This is a genomic window from Acinetobacter sp. WY4 (assembly GCF_018438165.1).
Classification (GTDB): domain Bacteria; phylum Pseudomonadota; class Gammaproteobacteria; order Pseudomonadales; family Moraxellaceae; genus Acinetobacter.
In genome coordinates, this window is record NZ_CP053948.1 from 37218 (window position 1) to 57576 (window position 20359).

The following is a 20359-nucleotide window of genomic DNA, read 5'->3' on the forward strand; positions in this document are numbered from 1 at the left end:
TTTACTATATTTTTAAAGTTAAGGACAAATCTATGAAAGCCGTATCGTATGTTATAAATAACCATGATGATTTTAAAAATTCATTGGTAGATATTGAAAAAGCGAAGCCTACGCTTAAGGAGCGAGATGTACTGGTAAAAGTTCAGGCAATCTCTGTGAATCCAGTTGATACCAAAGTGAGAAAAAATTCGTCTGAAGCAAATAATCGTATTTTAGGTTGGGATGCCGTTGGGGAAATTATTGAAGTTGGCTCAAAAGTTACCTCGTTTAAAGTAGGAGATTCTGTTTGGTATGCTGGCGATTTAACCCGAGATGGTAGTAATGCTGAGTTTCAAGCAGTCGATGAACGAATTATCAGTCTTAAACCCATTACAGTATCTAATGCAGAAGCAGCAGCATTGCCATTAACTGCAATAACGGCATGGGAAATGCTGTTTGATCGGTTTCAAATTTCAGAAACAGAAGTTGGCAGTATTTTAATTATTGGTGGTGCAGGCGGTGTAGGATCAATCGCTATCCAACTCCTAAAAGCAAAAACAAATCTGACCGTTATAGCAACAGCTTCACGTGAAGAAACGAAATCTTGGGTGGAATCACTTGGTGCCGACCATGTCATTGATCATAGCAAAGATTTAAATGCACAAATCGAGACACTAGGCATTGAAAAACCAAAGTATGTATTCTCTACAAATCATACAGAAACATATATCAAGCAAATAGTTTCTCTGATTGCACCACAAGGCAAGCTTGGATTGATCGATGATCCACAAACATTTGATATTATGCCGTTTAAGACTAAATCTATTTCTATCCATTGGGAGTTGATGTTCACCCGTTCAATGTATGAAACCGATGATATTGAAAAGCAAGGTGATCTATTGCAACAGGTTGCCCAATTAGTTGACCAGCAAAAAATTAGAAGTACTCTCAACCAAAATCTAGGAAAAATTAACGCTGCAAACTTGGAGAAGGCGCATAAGTTGCTTGAATCAGGTAAGTCAAAAGGCAAAATTGTACTAGAAAACTTCTAAAACAAATTAAAGGTGAAATAATGACTATTTCAGTAATTGCGAACTTTAAGGCAAAATCAGATCAAAAAGAGAGGTTAGAAGCGCTTTTACAAAGTGTAATAGAGCCTACGCTTCAAGAAGAAGGATGCTTGAAATATGAGCTTTATATTAGCGAAAATGACTCGAGTAGATATTTCTTCTTAGAAGAATGGCGTAGCAGGGAGGATTTAGATATCCATATAGCGTCTGATTATATTCAAAGTTTATTTGGTAATATCCAATCGCTAATTGAATCAAGTGATATTGTAGAAATCAAAAAAATATAGCTGTATTCGGACGTTATGATGAAGTATTCTTCAAATTAACATAGGGACTTAGAAAGCTAACAAAAAATGGGAGCTATAAGCTCCTATTTTTTAAGAATTTTTAATTTTTTAGTAGTAACTTAGGCTTCAGCAAATTATGCCCCTGAGGGGAGCCACCAATACCCTGCATTTTGACAATAATGTCATCGTTTAGAGGCAGCAAATTTACGAGCATCAGTCGGTACGACTGGTGATTCATATGATATTGCTTTGGCTGAAACGGTGAATGGCTTATACAAAACAGAGGTGATTGAATATTTAAAAGCAGATTGGCAAGGTTTAGCAGATGTACAACTTGCGACATTAAATTGGGTAGATTGGTTCAACAAAAAGCGTGTACACGGTGCACTGGGTTATGTATCGCCTTTTGATTTTGAAGCAATGTACTATGATAAGATTAACCCGTTAGGTCAGGTGGCCTAACTTCAATAAAAAGTCTCCGACAAACCCGGTACGGTTCACACGTTATAACCGGGATTGCTTCGGTGAGCTAATCCAGATTGATGGCTCATATCATGACTGGTTCGAAGGACGCGCTGCTAAGTGCTGCTTGCTGTTTTATATCGATGATGCCACTGGAAAGCTGTTGCATCTGCGCTTCTGTGAGGCGGAAACGACCTTCGACTATATGCTTTCAACCCGAGCCTACATTGAACAATACGGTAAGCCGTTGGCCTTTTATAGCGATAAACATTCGGTTTTCCGAGTGAACCAGAAATCGAGCCAGGACAGCAAAATCACGCAATTTGGCCGGATTCTGAATGAGTTGAAGATAGATATTATCTTTGCCAACTCACCACAGGCCAAAGGTCGCGTAGAACGCGCGAATAGAACCCTTCAAGACCGGTTGATCAAGGAGATGCGTCTGGAAGGCATCAGTTCAATTGCCAAAGCCAATGCCTGGCTACCCTGCTTTATTGAGCAGTTCAACCAGAAGTTTGCCAAGTGTGCGAGAAATTCCAAGAACTTGCATCGCCCTTTAACAGAGTCTGATGTTGAACTAGATGATATTTTTACCTGGCAGGAACCGCGTAAGGTCACCAAGAATCTGACCCTGACGTATGACAAATATATTTATCTGCTTGAACCGACAGAGCTGAATCATAAGCTTGTTGGGTAATACATTTCATTTCTGGAGTATCCGGATGGCACTGTGGCCCTCATGCATGAGGGACGAAAGCTCAACTACAGCATCTTCAATAAACTGGCTGGACTTCAGCAGAATGAAGTGGTTGAGAATAAAAGATTAGGTTCAGTCCTGGCACATATCCAGCAACAGCATGAAGCATTGGAAAAACAGAATAAACGTTCCCGTGCCAAGAAAAGTATGCCAAGTCGTAAAGCTCAGAAAGTTGTTATTGAACAAAGAAATTTAAATCCTGTGCTTGACTCTTGTAGTTAAAAACAGGACATTTTAAATGGTTTATCGCATAGACATTTTAATTGGGGAATAACAGTTTTTCCAAAAAATAGAGATCATTTGAGAATATTTTGATGTATTTTCTAATACCTACATTGATTCTTTTCTTATTAAAAAATAAGATGAGCTTGATTGAAAATGACACTACTGAAGTAGCTTATGTATTTGGGATTCTTGTGAATATAAAATAATGTTCCAAATTACTAAAGAAACCGAAGCATTAAGTACTTTAAATAATTTGAGTTTTTAAACAAATGATGATTAAAAAATTAACCTTCCTGATTAGCTCGGCACTTTTACTAACAGCATGTGGAGGTTCAAGTTCTAAAGTAAATCAAAATAATGACAGCAATAATGCTACTTCTACACCACCTACTTTACCTTTAGATGGTTCACCATCGAACACAACTGTTCATACTTTAGAGTTTCCTATTGCTGAATATAAAATCAAAGTAGTAGATGTTGGGTTGAAGGACCATATTTTTTCTCTTATAGAAAATTACAAGACTACTTTAAATAATAAAATTAATGAAAATACACAGACATTGTATCAACAAAACATCCAATATGATCCAGCTTGGCAATTTCGTAAAGAATATGTGCTGACTAAAAATAAAATCTATTACTCAGCCAATAGCCAACATCCTCAATATCTGGTTTCAAATTCAAATGGAAAAATTATTACAACTTTTGATAGTGAAACTCCTGAATTTAAGTCTACTCTTACCTTTAAAAATATTTCATTAAATAATAGCCCCCTAAATTCTGCTTATGTCACTACTGAACTGTTAAAGAATCCTGGAGAATCTCTCAAAAATGATAAAAATTGGTTAAACCTTTCTAATCAAATTAAAAATATCTCTGGCTCATTTCCAAAAGATTCCGTTTGCCATCAATATTTGACTCAGCAATACAACCAACCAAATATAAGTTTTAGCGAGTTTGATGACTTTACAAATAAGACTATCGCTGAATGGATAGCAGAACAAAAAGCATCTGATAACAATCCGATAGTAGAAACATGGGCTAGCTATCAGGTTGCATATATTCCGGAGTCTCAACAATATAATTTTTATCATGGCGAAGGCTATCGCGGTAAAGCGGTTATTCTTAAAAATGGTAAATTATATGAAGGTAATTATGATGCAGGTGCTGTTTATGAACTCAAGGATGAATATGATAACCCAACTCAATTCAACCTCGGAATTTGCAATGCCTACAATAAAATAGCCTCAGATACTTTAAAGATAGCATTATTAGGCCTAGTAAAGAACTAATTGCCAATTTTTGAATGAAATGAATAGCCTAACTAAGTATCAAAGTAAAAATGTAGAGCCTGTAAATTAGAGTAGCTGAAAATACAATATTTAATTGGAGTAAAACTTATTAATTTTTTAGACACCTTTTTAGGTGTCTTTTTATGAATAGCCCCCGATTTTGTAGACACCTTTTAGTTAGATATGGACTGCCACCACTCTCCTAGACAAATTTCGTCTATTCTTTTTGCATAGGAGAGAACATTATGAGTGGACAACGATACACCTCAGAATTTAAAGAAGAAGCTGTTAAATTGATTACTGAACGTGGATATTCTGTCACTGATGTGGCAGAACGTTTAGGTGTATCACAGCACAGCATTTATAAATGGCTAAAGGCCATACAGCCTTTACGCAACAACCCTGATGAACATGAACTACTCGAAGCAAAGAAAGAGATCCTTCGTCTTAAAAGTCAGCTTAAGCAAACTGAAGAAGAGCGGGATATCTTAAAAAAGGCCGCAAGGTACTTTGCAAGCCTGCCCGAGTAAAGTATCAGTTTATCCTTGAGTACAGCCATCAATTTAAGATTAAGACGATGTGTCGGGTTCTTAAGATTGCTCGTGCTGGCTATTATGCCTGGCTACATGAACCCGAATCAGGCAGAACAATTGAAGACAAACGGTTATTACAACTGATCCGTTCTTCTTATGATGCCAGTTATGCTATCTATGGTTATCGTCGCATCACGCTGGATCTTAAAGAGCTAGGTGAAAGCTGTGGACCGAATCGTGTGCTGAAGATCATGAAGAACAATGGCATTGCCGCTGTTCGAGGATATAAGAAGCATAAAAGCTATGGTCGTGGTCGTCCTCAGATTGTGCCACCTAACCATTTAAATCGAGAATTTGTTGTAAACACACCTGATACCTCGTGGGTGACTGATATTACCTACATCCGCACTTGGCAAGGCTGGTTATATCTGGCTGTGGTTCTCGATTTATATTCAAGGAAAGTCATCGGTTGGTCAATGAAACCTACGCTTGCCAAGGATATCGTTTTGGATGCACTTCTTATGGCGGTATGGCGACGCAGACCCAATGAACCTGTGATCATACACTCAGACCAAGGCTCACAATACAGTAGCGGAGACTGGCAGAAATTCTGTCAGAAGCATAATTTAGTTCCGAGTATGAGTCGTCGTGGAAACTGTTGGGACAATGCTGTTGCTGAATCCTTTTTTAGCAGCTTAAAGAAGGAAAGAATTAAAAAGAGGATCTATAAAACACGAGAAATGGCGCGTGCAGATGTATTTGATTATATCGAGATGTTTTACAATCGAATCAGGCGTCATTCGCATCTCGATGGGATGAGTCCAGAAGCCTTTGAGGCAGCTTCAAAATGAGGCCGTCTCATGTCTAGGATACTGGGAGCAGTCCAGATAAAATGGCTAATTAACGAGGTGCTTATGAGCAGTAAACGATACCCTGAAGAGTTCAAAATTGAAGCAGTAAAACAAGTCACTGAGAAAGGTCATAGTGTGGCTGAAGTTGCTACACGTTTAGGAACCACTACACATATTCTGTATGCTTGGATCAAACGTTATGATCCACAGCAGCCCAAGACAACAGAATCTAGTGATCCAACTACAGAATTAGCGAAATTAAAAAAAGAGCTGCAAAGGGTCACTGAAGAAAGGGACATATTAAAGTGAAAGCACTGCTTTCACGCCGCTTCGCAAGCCAGTCCAAATGAGGTACGCCTTTATTCGGGACAACCAACATATATGGTCTGTTCGTCGTTTATGTTCAACGTTAGATGTTCATCACAGTGGTTATTACGCCTGGTTAAAGAAACCTACCAGTATAACTGCGAGGAAGCGGCAACAGCTTTCAGGATTAATTAAACAGTTCTGGTTGGAATCTGGCGGAGTCTACGGTTATCGCAAGATTCATTGTGATTTGAAAGACGTTGGCGAAAGTTGCGGTATCAATGGCACTGTTGCAAATAGGGATCTGAGTCGATGATTTTCCCTTCAAAAAAGCTTAGAGACCAAAAACTCTATTTACTAGCCAAACTTCTCCTAGAATATTACCGTTATAAAATAATGAAGCTTGTCCTTTGCGTAGAGCACGCATAACCTCAATTCCTTTAATTGTGGCATAAGCCGTTTTCATAGACTTGAATCCCAACGTAGCCTTGATGATCCGTTTGAGCTTGCCATGATCACATTCAATCACGTTATTCTTGTATTTAATCTGTCGATGGTCCAGGTCTTCAGGACACTTTCCTTCCTGTTTTAGTCGCGACAAAGCACGGCCATAGGTATGAGCCTTATCAGTGTTTATGACTCGTGGAATCTGCCATTTTTTGACATGATTCAAAATCTTACCAAGAAAACAATAAGCTGAATGGGTATTTCGTCTAGCAGAAAGATAGAAATCAAGAGTATGGCCACGTTGGTCAACTGCACGGTATAGATATGCCCATTTGCCATTCACTTTTACGTAAGTTTCATCCAGATGCCATAAATGTCGATCTGTAGGATTACGCCAATACCAACGTAAACGTTTTTCCATTTCTTGAGCATAACGCTGAACCCAGCGATAAATTGTGGTGTGATCAACATTCACTCCACGTTCAGCGAGCATTTCCTGAAGTTCACGATAGCTGATGCCATATTTACTATACCAGCGCACGGCCCAAAGAATGATTTCGCCCTGAAAATGCCGACCATGGAAAGGATTCATATGCTGCACCTTTAGCTAAAGCAGTCTTCAGCTTACCATTCGTAGTTATTTGCAACGGTGCCCGATACTCTTACTTCAAAGCCAAAATTTTTCGGGCACCATTAAGTACGAATAAAGAAACCAGTATGCCAATGATTAAGTCTGGATAAGCTGATCCCGTCCACGCCACGAGTACACCGGCAAATATAACGCCCATATTTACGACAACGTCATTCGCCGAGAAAATCCAACTGGCTTTCATATGTGCGCCATCTTCTCGATGACCAGAAATAAGATATAAGCATGTCACGTTAGCTATAAGTGCGAGCAGGCCAATAACAATCATGAGCGTTGATTCTGGCTCGCTTCCAAACATGAATCGTCTAATGACATCAACAATCACGATAACAGCAAGTAATAACTGAATCCAACCTGCGAAATGGGCTGCTTTTATTTGATATTTCGCAGCTTTTCCGACGGCATATAGCGCAATACCATAAACGGCTGCATCGGCAAACATATCTAGAGAATCAGCAATCAATCCTGTAGACGCAGCAATAATTCCGCTGATGAATTCTATAAAGAAAAGTAGAGCATTAATGCCTAATAACAGTTTAAGTACTTTAGCTTGTCTCACAGGATCAGGTTCATTAGGTATATCGCCTGAAGAAAGCTGTGTTTCATCAAGTTTCGCCCCAAAACCCAGTCCTTCAAGTTTGGCCGTAATTTGCTGACTCCCTTCATTATGGAAGACTTTCAGTTTTCGATTGGGAAGATCAAAAGTAAGACCTTTAACTGCTTCAATATCTGCAAGAGCCATACGGACCATTTGCTCTTCAGCAGAGCAATCCATTTTAGGAATGGTGTAGGTACTTGTTTGCTTAGCCTGTTGATTGCTTATATAAGTTTCAGTCTTCACAAGCTTTGCACCAAAACCCAAAGCTTCAAGTTTGGTGGTTATATTTTCATCTTTTTGATTATGTAGAACCTTTAAAGAACGGTTAGGTAAATCAAAGATGAGTTTTTGAACACCATCAATTGAAGATAGCGCCATACGAACCATCTGTTCTTCCGCAGAACAATCCATTTTGGGAACTAAGTATTCACTCATGTAGTGCGAATTTTTTAAAACGTCTTCAGTGCTTAAATTTTCTTTGGGATCAGAACCACAACAGGATTGAGCGGTATCTTCACAACTGTTTGAAGTGTTACAGCAAGGAGATGAAGATTTTTCTTCTTCCTCTTCACCACAACAGCTAAGCGTATTATTACAATTCTTTGAATTGTTTGCTTCTGCAATTGATGGATGATTTTCTTGTTGAGATTTCTTATCTTTGCATGGTGTTTCTTTACTACATCCACAACCACTCATAATTATACCCATTAAAAAAATTTATAAACTTTGAATATTAGAATCCCTATAGTTACTATAGAGTCAAGATTTTTTGGAAATACCAACTCAATGCATTTAAAAATTGGTGAACTCTCTAAAAAAACCTCATGTTCAGTATTAACAATTAGGTTTTATGAAAAGGAAGGTTTAATTCCGGAACCCGAAAGAACGGAAGGAAATTACCGCCTTTACGATATAGGCTATGTTGAGCGAATTAAGTTTATTTTGAATTGCCGAACTTTAAATATGAGTTTGAATGAAATTCGTCAATTACTTACCTATAAAGACAAACCTGAGAAAAATTGTTCAGATGTGAATGAATTAATTGACTTACATGTCAGTGCTATCAGAGAAAATATAATCAAGCAACAAAAGCTTATTGAACAACTATCTGATTTAAGAGGTACTTGTGATGGTTTATGTACAATTGACCAATGTGGAGTTTTAAAAAATCTAGCTTGATTATCTAGACCTATGCTTTTTTCAAAAAATCGGCACTGTTGCAAATAACCACGAATGGTAAGCTGAAGACTGTTTTAGCTAAAGGTGCAGCATATGAATCCTTTCCATGGTCGGCATTTTCAGGGCGAAATCATTCTTTGGGCTGTGCGCTGGTATTGTAAATATGGCATTAGCTATCGTGAACTGCAGGAAATGCTGGCCGAACGGGGTGTGAATGTTGATCACACGACTATTTACCGTTGGGTTCAACGTTATACGAATCTAAAAATGGGAGCCTATAGCTCCCATTTTTATTGTTAAACGTTGAATCCTATATGTTTTCCTGTTGGAAGCTCTACATCAATACGGAGCTTCCCACCCATTGCCTCAACATACTTTTTCATGGTTGAAATCTTAAGATCATTGCCACGATTTTCTATTGCTGAAAGCGATGGCTGTTTTATTCCCAAAGTTTCAGCAAGCTCTTTTTGAGAAATTTCGAGTTCTTCACGAATAAGATGAAGCTGATTTTCTAGCAGTAATTCATCTGCCATTTTTTGAATACGGGCTTGGCTCTCTGGAGAGCGGCTAGCTAACAATTCTTGCAGAGTCTTAGCCATTAGATTTATCTCCTAGGGTGGTGAGATGAAGTTGGTATTGTTCATCTGCAATATCCAGCATGTCTTTATAAAAACGCTTTTTACCGCCTTTATCAGCAATACATAGAACAATAGCCTGTCGTAAGGGATCAAATGCGAAAAAAGCTCTTAAGGGTCTACCGCGATGTTGAACACGCAGTTCTTTCATATTGGTAAATTTAGACTCATACACAGTATCTACTAAAGGACGGCCTAAACTCGGTCCCTGCTGCTGTAGAACAACCAGGGCAGCTAGGACCTTCTCTTGTGTCGATTCATCTTGCTGTTCAAGCCACTGATTAAATAGATCTGTCGTAATGACTGTCCACATACCACAACCAAAATATAGATTATAGTCTATATTTTAGGGGCATTATGTTTGTTTTGCAAATGAGAAAGGATAGGCAATAAAAAAGCCCGACATCCTGTCGGGCTTTTCCATATTTGGTGCTTAGATCTGACTCCTGTCTGATCTCACGTTCCTTGTTGTTCATCTTATTCTTTTTATCTGGAGCATCCTGCTCTCTATGTCTTCATGATAGGAAATTTCCAGTATTGCGGATAGCAGCAAAGGGCCGAGATTGGTATGAGCCAGGGCTTACAAAATAGCCTAAATTTTATCCACAAAAAATGTGGATAATTTTGGACATTGAGGCATTGATAAAATTTGAAAAACCTCAAAACTGACTATTTTTTAGTCAAATTTATTGGCAAGAAGTATCAAAACCGCTCATAAAAAAGCCGACTTGTTTCAAAATCGGCTTTTTGGTCATTTTTGGATTTTTCTGTTTTCATTAAGTGCTTGATATTTATATTAATATACAATTGTACTTCGTATAACCGCCATTATGTTAAATAAACTATATTTAAAGTTATAACTAGCTCAAAAATGGTTTATTTTTCATCATAAATAAATTTAGTATGAGCTTTCCCATTTGCATCTAGATTTAAAATAAATTTTTTCCAATCACCACCTGTATGGCTTTTCATAATTTTATGCAAGCTTTCAATTAGACTTGGAACTTTTGATTCAGGATCTTCTAAAAAAGCGAATTTTTCTTCTCCTTCAATCAAATAGGAAAAGTTAGCCTCCATTGAGACGGAGTTATCTAATGAAGATTCAAAATAATCAAAAATTGCTTTTAACTCATCATAATGACCATTAACCGAGTCATGCATAATTTGTAATAGGTTTGTCAAAATATCTGTATGGTCATTAATAGGATTCACAATAGTTACCTTAACAGCCATTATGTTAATTGATTCAGTATATAACTTATTTCCAAAAAATAAGATTTTGTAAAAGGCTTCTTTTTTCTAGACATTTGTTAGGTTTATTTTCAGTCATTGTTTTATCTTTAATATCGAAAATACTATTTATAAAAGAGAAGCTGAATCCGCTTTCAGCTATTAAATTTTTAACTAAACTATCTTTCTGAATATGAAAAATTATTTCTTCTTGAGGTAATAGTATTTCTACTATTTTTTGATCATCTGCTCTTCCAAGCATATGGTTATGTGAAGAACTATATTGAAGAAATTTTACTGTGCAGATTTCCTTTATTACTTGTTCTAATGTTACATTTTCCTCAAATTCTAATTGTATTTCTAAAGGGCCTAATTGATCATCTTGGGAACAACAAGCTTCTCTTATAATATGGACTATCATGATCTAAGAATCCTTTAATTTTCCTAAAATTAACATAATACACCTTATACGAAGCCAAAAATGGGAGCTATAAGCTCCCATTTTTAGTCTTTAATTCGCTTTTTCGCTTCGTCATAAACCATGCTATCAGCTCGTTTTCCGACGGTAATGAGCAGGATAACTACCTGATTATCTTTAACTTGATAGACAAGTCGGACACCAGCTTTTAATAATTTGATTTTATAGCAACCTGCAAGATCGCCTCTAAGCATATTCTTTGGAATATGTGGCTGCTCTATGACTTTGGCTAGTTTCTTTTTAAATTGATCTCGTATAGCAACAGGGAGTTTTTCCCATTCTGCTGTAAAGTCCTTGTGACGTAAAAGCTTATAAGTCATCTAATGTGACTTCCTCAAACATCTCTTTAGGATCATTAATGCGCTTACGGACAAGAGCTAATAATTCTTCATCTTCTTCCGAAAGCAAAGCTTTTTTGACAGGCAGTTTCCCAGTCGTAGCAACATACTCAAGAATACTAGTGAAGAAATCCGTAGGTGCAATACCTTGCTCTTTAAGGATTGAATAAGATTTTTCTTTAAGGGCTTCATCGATCCTGAAGTTAACAGTAGCCATCATATTTCCCAAGTATTTAATGTACTAGGAATATTGTAATGCAAATTGCATTACAAGTCGACTTTGCATAACAGCCATTATGTTAAATAGAATCAAAAAACCTCCAATAAAATCGTTATAGTATTATTATTTATTGAGTAGATAAGAGAATTAAATTAGTGAAATACTCAAATGAAAAAATAGTAAAAGCTCTCTTACTTTCTCCTTTACCACTACTTTTTTTCACAGCAGTCCTGTTTATCGTAATGAATCAGGAATACAGCCTATACTCGATTTTAGTGGTTCTTGTAGGGCACGGTCTTGTCTATTTGGCTTATTGTATTTTGACTGTACCTTTCAGCTTCATATTCTCAATTCTTTTAAATCGTTATAACAGTCTTAATTTATTAACTATCTGTATTGCCTCTATAATTATTGCTACTCCATTTTTTATTCTTTTTGGATGGAGTCACACAGGAGAAATTTCGAAAGAGTGGTGGAAGATGTATACAGATACATGGACTATCTTTATGGCTCTATTTCCTGGCTTATGTTATTGGCTATTTCTGATTAACCTAAAAGATAAGAAATCAAAGAATATTGAATAAACCATTGCATAGAGATTCTTAAATTTCCCTAAAATTAACATAATACACGTTATACGAAATAAAATGTTATTCACCAATTAAAATGTCTATGTGATAAACCATTTAAAATGTCCTGTTTTTAACCACAAGAGTCAAGCACAGGATTTAACTTTCTTTGTTCAATAACAGCTTTCTGAGCTTTACGACTCGGCATACTTTTCTTGAGACGGGAACGTTTATTCTGTTTCTCCAACTCTTCATGTTGTTGCTGGATATGCGCCAGAACTGAGCCTAATCTTTTATTCTCAACCACTTCATTCTGCTGTAGTCCAGCCAGTTTATTGAAGACGCTATAGTTGATCTTCCGTCCTTCATGCATGAGGGCCACAGTGCCATCCGGGTACTCCAGAAATGAAATGTATTGCCCAACAAGCTTATGATTCAGCTCTGTCGGTTCAAGCAGATAAATACACTTGTCATAGGTGATGGTTAGGTTCTTCGTGACCTTACGCGGTTCCTGCCAAGTGAATATATCCTCCAGCTCAGCATCAGATTCCGTTAAAGATCGATGTAAATTCTTCGAGTTTCTCGCACACTTGGCAAACTTCTGATTGAAGTGCTCAATGAAGCAGGGTAGCCATGCATTGGCTTCGGCAATTGAACTGATGCCTTCCAGACGCATCTCCTTGATCAAACGGTCTTGAAGGGTTCTATTCGCGCGTTCTACGCGACCTTTAGCCTGTGGTGAGTTGGCAAAGATAATATCAATATTTAACTCGTTCAGAATCCGCCCAAATTGCGTGATCTGGCTGTCTTTCCTGGATTTCTGATTAACTCTGAATACCGAATGTTTGTCGCTATAAAAGGCCAGAGGTTTGCCGTATTGTTCAATGTAGGCTCGGGTTGAAAGCATATAGTCGAAGGTGGTTTCCGCCTCACAGAAGCGTAGATGCAACAGCTTTCCAGTGGCATCATCGATATACACCAATAAACAGCACTTAGCAGCGCGTCCTTCGAACCAGTCATGATATGAGCCATCAATCTGGATCAGCTCACCGAAGCAATCCCGGTTATAACGTGGCTGATATGGACGTTTAAGGCGCTTGGATCGCGGAATCCAGAGGTCATTGGCCATCATCCAGCGCCGAACCGTTTCTACCGGGATATTCAGGTCAAATATGCTGCTGAGCTTCTCATGCGCCAAGGTAGGTCCAAATCCCAGCAGATGTTCAGAAATAATGGAAAGACATTTTGATTTTAATAACTCATCATGGCGATGATGGCCAGGTTGACCACGACTGGCATGTGCCAGACCTGAAACACCGTCTTGATTGAGTTTCTGCAATAACCGGGTAATTTGACGAGTGGAAAGATTCAGGATTTCAGCAGCACGGACCTGGGTAATACGATGATCTCGAACGTCTTGCAGAACTGCAAGACGTTGAATTTCCTTGTCAGACATAGTGATCAACATCTCTAATTTATATCCAGTCCATGATGGTAAAAACCATCATAAACTAGACATTTTTATTGGTGAGAATATAGACACTTTAAATGGTTTCTAACACACTGATTTCGTATAATATTGATTATGTTAAGTCCGATACACCTAACAATAAGTTCATATCCTTCTTTCTTAAGCTATAATTCAATAACTTAACTAATTTCTATTTCACGATAAAATATGATATGTTGACCTTAAGAATACTTCATAAACTTTACTATGTTTGCTTTAAAAACAATTCATTTGGAAAAGAAAGTTTCAAACGAAAATCAAATTATTCTTTTATTTGATCTGGATTCATCATGTCCATGTTTGTACCCAGTAATCCCTCCTAAAAACAATAGGACCTAAAAGTAGAATTTTCTCTTAAAGTATAGGCAGGAGATTCTGCATGAAAACATCTAAATTTACTGACAGTCAGATCATGTCCATTTTGAAACAGGCGGAGTCTGGCACACCTGTAGCCACCCTTTGTCGTGAACACGGTATGAGTAATGCGACCTTCTATAAATGGCGTGCCAAATATGGCGGTATGGATACATCATTAATGGCAAAACTCAAAGAACTGGAAGCAGAAAATACCAGACTTAAAAAGATGTATGCTGAGGAACGCTTAAAGACAGAGATCATTCAGGAAGCGATGGCAAAAAAGTGGTGAGGCCATCTTGCCGACGTAAGATGCCACAACAGGCAGTTGCCCACTATGCGATTAGCATTCGTTTGGCTTGCCGAGCATTTAGTATCAGTGAAACCTGCTACCGTTATCAATCCAAGTTAAACGATGACAATACATTAATTGCAGAACAGCTCATTGAGCTCACTGAAGAAAATACAGATTGGGGTTTTGGTCTGTGTTTCTCTTATCTACGTCATGTTGAAAACCATGTTTGGAATCATAAACGTGTTTATCGCATTTACTGTGAGTCAGCACTGAATCTGCGCATTAAACCGAGAAGAAGACTAAAACGGCATGCACCAGAACCACTGAAAGAGCCGATCCGGGCAAATCAGGTCTGGTCACTGGATTTTATGCATGACCAGCTGATCGATAGTCGTAAGTTCCGATTGTTGAATGTGATTGATGATTACCGTCGAGAAGGTTTGACTATTGAAGCAGAATTCTCATTACCCACGATCAGGGTTATTCACACATTGAATCAGTTATTGGAATGGCGAGAAAAACCGTTAGTTATTCGGTGTGACAATGGCCCGGAGTTTATCAGTCACGAATTTGTACGCTGGGCAACTGAACAAGGTATTCGTATTGAATATATTCAACCAGGTAAACCACAGCAGAATGCGTATATTGAACGCTATAATCGGACTATACGTTATAGTTGGCTGAGCAAACATTTATTTGATACTTTGGATGAAGTACAAGATTATGCAACAAACTGGCTGTGGCATTACAACCCTGAAAGACCACACCAAGCAAAAAAAGGAAGGCCACCTCTAATGGCTGCTTAACCTCTACTTTTAACTTCAGTTATTTATGGGAGGATTACCGTTTGTGCAACAAAGCCCTTAGTTGAAAAAAACTTTTAGATTTCATGCTCACACACCACCTAAAACAAAAAATATCTGATTGATTTTACAGGCTTTTAATTTAAGGATTTATTCTACCCACTCGTAATATCAACGTTTAGTATCACGACTCACTAACTCATTAACTAAATATGGAGCAGTACGGCTATCTTGATTTTCTGTTATTTGTTTTGGTGTTCCTGCCACAACAATATTCCCACCAGCATTTCCAGCACCTGGTCCCACATCAATCACCCAATCTGCTTGTGCAACGGCACGCATATCATGCTCAATCATAACCACGGTATTACCCGCATCGACTAATCGCTGCAATTGAACTAACAATCGATCTACATCTGATGGATGCAAACCTGTAGTTGGCTCATCAAGTATATACAGTGTATTTCCACGCTGATTGCGTTGCAGCTCGGTCGCCAATTTAATACGTTGCGCTTCTCCACCAGATAGTTCAGTCGCTGGTTGCCCTAAACGTAAATAACCAAGGCCAATTTCCTTTAATAATTGTAGTGAACGAGCAATCGAGACCTCTCCATCAAAAAAATCACGTGCTTCATTGACGGTCATTCCTAATACTTCAGCAATATTACGTCCATTCCAGCGAATTTTCAGAGTGTCATCATTATATCGAGCACCATGACATGTCGGACAAGGGGCATATACACTTGGCATAAACAATAATTCTACACTGACAAAGCCTTCACCTTCACAAGTTTCACATCGCCCTTTAGCCACATTAAACGAAAAACGTCCAGCATCATAATGAGCTTGGCGAGCTTCAGGAGTCCCAGCAAATAACTTTCTAACATGATCAAATAAACCCGTATAAGTTGCCAGATTAGAACGTGGAGTACGGCCAATTGGTTTTTGATCAACCTGTACCAGACGCTGTATAGCCTCCACATCACCAGCCAGAGAACCCTGTGTAACCTCGGTAACCAACATTCCTTCATTTAAAGGATTATTTTCATTATTGTTTTCAGTTTCAGATTCATTGCCTAAATATGAAAGTACTAACTCGGGTAAAGCTTGAGAAACGAGACTAGATTTACCTGAACCTGAAATACCTGTAACTGCTGTAAGTACACCAAGAGGTATACGAGCATCAATATTATGCAGGTTATGTCGGTAAATATTGTTAAGTTCAAGCCAACCAGAGGGTGTACGTCCATAACTTTGAGTAACTGGGATTTTATTAAATAAATAACTTGCAGTACGTGAAGCTGAAATCTCACTTAAACCCTGAGGTACTCCACTATATAAAATATTACCACCTTGCTCTCCTGCATCTGGTCCAACATCCACTAACCATTGAGCACGACGCATGAGCTCTAAATCATGCTCTACAACAAATACGGAGTTTCCAGCGTCTCTTAATTTATCGAGAGAATCATATAATGACTGACTATCTGAAGGATGTAATCCAGCAGACGGTTCATCCAGTACATAAACTACACCAAATAGCATAGAACTTAATTGTGTTGCTAACCGCAAACGTTGTAACTCTCCCGCTGAAAGAGTCGGTGTGGCTCTATCTAATGTTAGATAACCAAGACCTAACTGGCGTAATTGATTTAAACGCCCCACCACACCATTTGCTAAACGCTGCGCAGCAATTTTCTTTTCATCTGAAAGTGCTGACGTACGTCTTACATCTGGAGATACAGAATGCACTGCTCTACCTGTTGTTGCTCGTTCAGATCTATCAAGTTGGGTTACTTTATTATTAGTCTTTTCTCCAGCATCATGAGCGTCGAAATTGCCTAGAACAATGGGCTCAAGCAGGCAAGTTAACTTATCCAAAGAAAGTTGCATAAACTCACCAATATCTACTCCAGCAAAGGTAATAGATAAGGCTTCTGGTTTAAGGCGTTTACGATGACAGGAAGGGCATATTTTTCCTTCCATAAAACGTGAAACACGTTTTTTCATCAACGTACTTTGGGTATTAGCAAAAGTATGAAGGACATAGCGACGAGCACCAGTGAAAGTGCCCATATAGCTGGGTTCTAGTTTACGTTTAAGTGCAGATTGAGTCTCAGCGGGGCTTAAACCAGCATAGACAGGAACTGTTGGGGTTTCTTCAGTAAATAAAATCCAGTCTCTATCCGATTGCGGTAAATCTTTCCATGGTCGATCAACATCATACCCTAGGGTTACTAGGATATCGCGTAAGTTTTGCCCGTGCCAAGCAGGTGGCCATGATGCGATAGCTCTCTCACGAATACTGAGTGTTGGGTCAGGAACCATTGTCGATTCTGTAACTTCATAAATGTGACCTAAACCATGACAGGTAGGACAAGCACCTTGAGGAGTGTTCGGTGAAAAGTCCTCGGCATATAACATTGGCTGATCGGCAGGATATGCACCAGCACGCGAATAAATCATTCGCACGAGACTTGATAAAGTTGTTACACTTCCAACAGAAGAACGGGTATTACTTACACCACGTTGTTGTTGCAATGCTACTGCTGGTGGTAGACCATCAATAGCATCAACATCTGGTACTCCGGCCTGATCTATTAAGCGTCTTGCATAAGGTGCAACAGATTCGAAATATCTTCTTTGTGCTTCAGCAAAAATAGTTCCAAAAGCAAGTGATGATTTTCCTGAACCCGATACACCTGAGAAAACAACAAGTGCGTTTCTTGGGATAGAAACATCTACATCCTTAAGGTTATGCTCACGTGCACCTCGAACTTCAATACAATTATTAGATAAAGTAATGTTATTGTGTTCACCAAAAGAATGTATTTTCATGTTTCTACGAGCCTGTAAATTATTTTGTGTAAGTCTCATTTTTTATAAATGATCTTTTAATCGATCATCGAACTGAATCGTAAACCAATTCATTGCTAAACGCCAATTTTGAGTTGGCATGGTCCATTTTTTAGCAGCATTTGAAGTTGCTAAATAAATGACCCTTTTCACTGAATCATCAGAAGTGAACCGTACCGGGTTTGTCGGAGAGTCAATATTCTGAGATGAGAAGCATTGCTTCGCAAGACGTAGCGAAGCGTAGTGTCCCGATGACAAAATTAAAATATACCCCTGAAATCAGAGAAAGAGCGGTTCAATTATTGATTGAATCTGAAAAAGATTATCCTTCTACTTGGGCTGCAATCACAGCAATTGCGCCTAAGATTGGTTGTACTCCTGAAACACTTCGTGCCTGGCATCAAAAGCATTTAGATCAGCAAAATCCTATTAAAGTACAACAGATATCTGATCAAGAAAAAATGAAGCAAATGGAATGTGAAATTAAAGAATTAAAGCGTGCCAATGAAATTCTACGTAAAGCAGCCGCTTTTCTCGCCCAGGCGGAGCTCGACCGCCCACACAAATAATGGTGGATTTCATCCATAACAATAAAGACTTATATGGTGTTGATGCGATTTGTAGGATTTTACCGATCGCAGCTTCAACCTATTACCGGACTCTAGATCTCTGCGAAAATCCAGAACATCGAGCAAAGCGAGATTTACATGACTTGCATCATGCTGAGGAGATTAAACGAATTTGGAAGGAAAGTTCAGGTCGGTATGGTGTACGTAAAGTCTGGCAAAAACTGAAACGTGAAGGCTATATTATTGCACGCTGTACTGTTGCTCGATTAATGCAAAAGCTAGGTATACAAGGTGTTTGGCGAGGTAAGAACAAACAAACCACCCGTAGCCGAGATGACCAAAAACGGGCAGATGATTTAGTGAAACGTAATTTTAATGCTGATCATCCAAACCAACTATGGGTGGGTGACTTTACCTATATTCAAACTCATTCAGGCTGGGTATATACCGCATTTGTTATTGATGTGTTCTCACGAGCAATAGTTGGATGGAAAGTATCTACACGAATGAATACAGATATGGTGCTCGATGCATTGGAGCAATGCATTGCACGATCGAGGCATGCCAAAGAATGTGATTCATCATTCCGATAGAGGTGTTCAATATCTTTCTATTCGCTATACCAATCGTTTAGAAGCTGCAAATTTACGAGCATCAGTCGGTACAACTGGTGATTCATACGATAATGCTCTGGCTGAAACGGTGAATGGCTTATACAAAACAGAGGTGATTGAATATCTAAAAGCAGATTGGCAAGGTTTAGCGGATGTACAACTTGCGACAATAAACTGGGTAGATTGGTTCAATAAAAAGCGTGTACACAGTGCACTGGGTTATGTATCGCCTTTTGAGTTTGAAGCAATGTACTATGATAAGATTAACCCGTTAGGTCAGGTGGCCTAACTTAAATAAAAAAGTCTCCGACAAACCCGGTACGGTTCAGTTTAAGTCGTAAAATTGAAGTTAGATATTTTTGCATAGATCCAAGTGTTAAATCATCATTGCGATTCTTGCGTACCACACCCTAGGCACGTGAAAAAGTAGAAAGCTTATATTTGTACGTGTTACGTCAAAAAGCAAAACAGAAACCGTAGCCCCAGGCAACACCCCTCTCATCATAAAATTATACCAGTCAGTAAAATACCTTTAGATTAAGCATATGTATGTTGGTTATTATTGTTGATTATCACAATAAATTAGTGACCAAAAATCAAATTACCCCACCCTACATTAAATTACACCACACAAAATAAAAACTCTATATAACTGTTATATATAGAGTTTACTAACATACCAATTATGTTATTTAGTGTATCTTATGTTGGTGACTCTTGCCAAGGTTGGGGTGTAAGTTGAACAAAACGATGACCACCTTGAGTTACATCAGGATCGCCATCAAAGGACTCTCCCGCAATTTCAACATAATCTTTACCTTCTTTTTTAAATACTCGACCATCATCCAAACGAACAACATCATTTTGTTGTTCTGTATCATTCATTTGCTGAAATGATTTTGCAAAATTTACAATTTTATCTAGATCCGAGTTTGGTTCACCTAGCAAAGAATTGAGGCTAAAATTGCCGTCATTATTGATTAAATCTTTACCATGAATTTCAACAACTCGGCCATTTGAAAGCTGCAACACGACACTACTTTCTTCTGAAAGATGCAATACATCTTTCACCTGAAGCTTTGCCCCCTTTTTTAGAATTATTTTTTTATTTGTCTTTGAAAAACGCCAAACATCACCATCAACAGAGATTATTTTTACCGATGTATTCATTTATAACTTTACCTCAATTTGAAAGTTTAGCCATATCAATTATTTATGCTTTACATGACCAAATTTATTTAGCGCAGACAAAA

18 protein-coding genes, 8 pseudogenes and 1 other annotated feature are annotated in these 20359 nt (G+C 38.2%); of the genes and pseudogenes, 14 read left to right on the forward strand and 12 right to left on the reverse strand.

Translation table 11 applies throughout. The features are described from left to right. The first annotated feature begins 32 nt into the window (after positions 1-32). The 7 genes and pseudogenes from G4D73_RS14805 to G4D73_RS15540 form a co-directional block, all read left to right on the forward strand. Entirely contained in the window at positions 33-1031 is a 999-nt protein-coding gene (locus tag G4D73_RS14805) for a zinc-binding alcohol dehydrogenase family protein (RefSeq protein WP_004682270.1), read from the forward strand. A 20-nt stretch (positions 1032-1051) separates the two neighbouring features. Next, positions 1052-1336, forward strand: a complete 285-nt coding sequence (locus G4D73_RS14810; RefSeq protein ID WP_005206902.1) for a putative quinol monooxygenase — start codon at positions 1052-1054, stop codon at positions 1334-1336. Between the two features lie 183 nt (positions 1337-1519). Then, a pseudogene (locus G4D73_RS14815) lies at positions 1520-1798 on the forward strand (integrase core domain-containing protein); the annotation flags it as partial. Positions 1799-1838: 40 nt separating this feature from the next. Next, a pseudogene (locus G4D73_RS14820) lies at positions 1839-2777 on the forward strand (ISNCY family transposase); the annotation flags it as partial. Between the two features lie 272 nt (positions 2778-3049). Beyond that, positions 3050-4072 carry a hypothetical protein gene (locus G4D73_RS14825; protein ID WP_213687788.1) on the forward strand — a complete coding sequence of 341 codons (1023 nt, stop codon included), beginning with the start codon at positions 3050-3052 and terminating at the stop codon, positions 4070-4072. Positions 4073-4317: 245 nt separating this feature from the next. Next, a protein-coding gene (locus G4D73_RS14830; RefSeq protein ID WP_213687789.1) for an IS3 family transposase occupies positions 4318-5456 on the forward strand; the annotation gives its coding sequence in 2 pieces (ribosomal slippage) (positions 4318-4576 and positions 4576-5456; 1140 coding nt in all). A 63-nt stretch (positions 5457-5519) separates the two neighbouring features. Further along, positions 5520-6045: pseudogene (locus G4D73_RS15540) on the forward strand (transposase); the annotation flags it as partial. Positions 6046-6096: 51 nt separating this feature from the next. Here the strand turns inward: G4D73_RS15540 and G4D73_RS14840 are convergent. After that, entirely contained in the window at positions 6097-6801 is a 705-nt protein-coding gene (locus G4D73_RS14840; RefSeq protein WP_180087571.1) for an IS6-like element IS1007 family transposase, read from the reverse strand. A gap of 70 nt (positions 6802-6871) precedes the next feature. Further along, a complete protein-coding gene (locus G4D73_RS14845; protein ID WP_213687790.1) occupies positions 6872-8152 on the reverse strand; it encodes a cation transporter in 1281 nt (426 codons plus the stop codon). Positions 8153-8242: 90 nt separating this feature from the next. Between G4D73_RS14845 and cadR the strand changes: the two genes are divergently transcribed. Both cadR and G4D73_RS14855 read left to right on the forward strand, forming a co-directional pair. Beyond that, positions 8243-8635, forward strand: coding sequence for a Cd(II)/Pb(II)-responsive transcriptional regulator (gene cadR / locus G4D73_RS14850; protein ID WP_004733193.1), 393 nt, complete (start codon positions 8243-8245; stop codon positions 8633-8635). 93 nt (positions 8636-8728) lie between these two features. Continuing rightward, positions 8729-8890, forward strand: a pseudogene (locus tag G4D73_RS14855) (IS6 family transposase); the annotation flags it as partial. Positions 8891-8931: 41 nt separating this feature from the next. On the opposite strand, the gene G4D73_RS14860 reads toward G4D73_RS14855, so the two are convergent. The 6 genes from G4D73_RS14860 to G4D73_RS14885 form a co-directional block, all read right to left on the reverse strand. Continuing rightward, positions 8932-9234 (reverse strand): helix-turn-helix domain-containing protein, encoded by a 303-nt coding sequence (locus G4D73_RS14860; protein ID WP_001140620.1) that lies wholly within the window; start codon positions 9232-9234, stop codon positions 8932-8934. Then, entirely contained in the window at positions 9227-9583 is a 357-nt protein-coding gene (locus G4D73_RS14865) for a type II toxin-antitoxin system RelE/ParE family toxin (RefSeq protein ID WP_000269911.1), read from the reverse strand. The genes G4D73_RS14860 and G4D73_RS14865 overlap by 8 nt, the downstream gene beginning before the upstream one ends. 563 nt (positions 9584-10146) lie before the next feature. Next, a complete protein-coding gene (locus tag G4D73_RS14870) occupies positions 10147-10482 on the reverse strand; it encodes a hypothetical protein (RefSeq protein WP_129717937.1) in 336 nt (111 codons plus the stop codon). A gap of 46 nt (positions 10483-10528) precedes the next feature. Next, complete coding sequence (locus G4D73_RS14875; protein WP_213687791.1) at positions 10529-10921, reverse strand: hypothetical protein; 393 nt, start codon at positions 10919-10921, stop codon at positions 10529-10531. 83 nt (positions 10922-11004) lie between these two features. Next, the gene (locus G4D73_RS14880) at positions 11005-11298 is read right to left on the reverse strand and encodes a type II toxin-antitoxin system RelE family toxin (RefSeq protein WP_159373035.1); all 294 of its coding nucleotides are present in this window, start codon (positions 11296-11298) and stop codon (positions 11005-11007) included. Beyond that, positions 11288-11533: a type II toxin-antitoxin system RelB/DinJ family antitoxin gene (locus G4D73_RS14885; protein ID WP_000246755.1), complete on the reverse strand. Its 246-nt coding sequence runs from the start codon at positions 11531-11533 to the stop codon at positions 11288-11290. The genes G4D73_RS14880 and G4D73_RS14885 overlap by 11 nt, the downstream gene beginning before the upstream one ends. A 158-nt stretch (positions 11534-11691) precedes the next feature. Between G4D73_RS14885 and G4D73_RS14890 the strand changes: the two genes are divergently transcribed. Beyond that, positions 11692-12120, forward strand: coding sequence for a hypothetical protein (locus G4D73_RS14890; RefSeq protein WP_000877730.1), 429 nt, complete (start codon positions 11692-11694; stop codon positions 12118-12120). 118 nt (positions 12121-12238) lie between these two features. On the opposite strand, the gene G4D73_RS14895 is transcribed toward G4D73_RS14890, so the two are convergent. Beyond that, complete coding sequence (locus G4D73_RS14895; protein WP_042084965.1) at positions 12239-13573, reverse strand: ISNCY family transposase; 1335 nt, start codon at positions 13571-13573, stop codon at positions 12239-12241. A gap of 249 nt (positions 13574-13822) precedes the next feature. On the opposite strand from G4D73_RS14895, the pseudogene G4D73_RS15660 reads away from it, so the two are divergent. Next, positions 13823-13930 (forward strand): annotated as a pseudogene (locus G4D73_RS15660) (site-specific integrase); the annotation flags it as partial. A 64-nt stretch (positions 13931-13994) separates the two neighbouring features. Continuing rightward, positions 13995-15070 (forward strand): IS3 family transposase gene (locus G4D73_RS14900; protein WP_213687792.1). Its coding sequence is split into 2 segments (ribosomal slippage): positions 13995-14247 and positions 14247-15070, totalling 1077 coding nucleotides; the frame shifts between segments, so codons are not numbered across the junction. Positions 15071-15238: 168 nt separating this feature from the next. Here the strand turns inward: G4D73_RS14900 and G4D73_RS14905 are convergent. Together G4D73_RS14905 and G4D73_RS14910 are read right to left on the reverse strand one after the other, a co-directional pair. Beyond that, the gene (locus G4D73_RS14905) at positions 15239-17905 is read right to left on the reverse strand and encodes an excinuclease ABC subunit UvrA (protein ID WP_213687803.1); all 2667 of its coding nucleotides are present in this window, start codon (positions 17903-17905) and stop codon (positions 15239-15241) included. Between the two features lie 42 nt (positions 17906-17947). Continuing rightward, positions 17948-18094 (reverse strand): annotated as a pseudogene (locus tag G4D73_RS14910) (IS256 family transposase); the annotation flags it as partial. A gap of 80 nt (positions 18095-18174) precedes the next feature. Here G4D73_RS14910 and G4D73_RS14915 point away from each other — a divergent pair. Both G4D73_RS14915 and G4D73_RS14920 read left to right on the forward strand, forming a co-directional pair. Then, a pseudogene (locus G4D73_RS14915) lies at positions 18175-19395 on the forward strand (IS3 family transposase). Beyond that, positions 18450-18566, forward strand: a sequence feature (AL1L pseudoknot). Its footprint overlaps the pseudogene before it by 117 nt. A 41-nt stretch (positions 19396-19436) precedes the next feature. Then, a pseudogene (locus G4D73_RS14920) lies at positions 19437-19586 on the forward strand (VF530 family DNA-binding protein); the annotation flags it as partial. Between the two features lie 222 nt (positions 19587-19808). Here G4D73_RS14920 and G4D73_RS14925 read toward each other — a convergent pair. Further along, positions 19809-20276: a hypothetical protein gene (locus tag G4D73_RS14925; RefSeq protein WP_213687793.1), complete on the reverse strand. Its 468-nt coding sequence runs from the start codon at positions 20274-20276 to the stop codon at positions 19809-19811. Positions 20277-20359 lie beyond the last annotated feature (83 nt).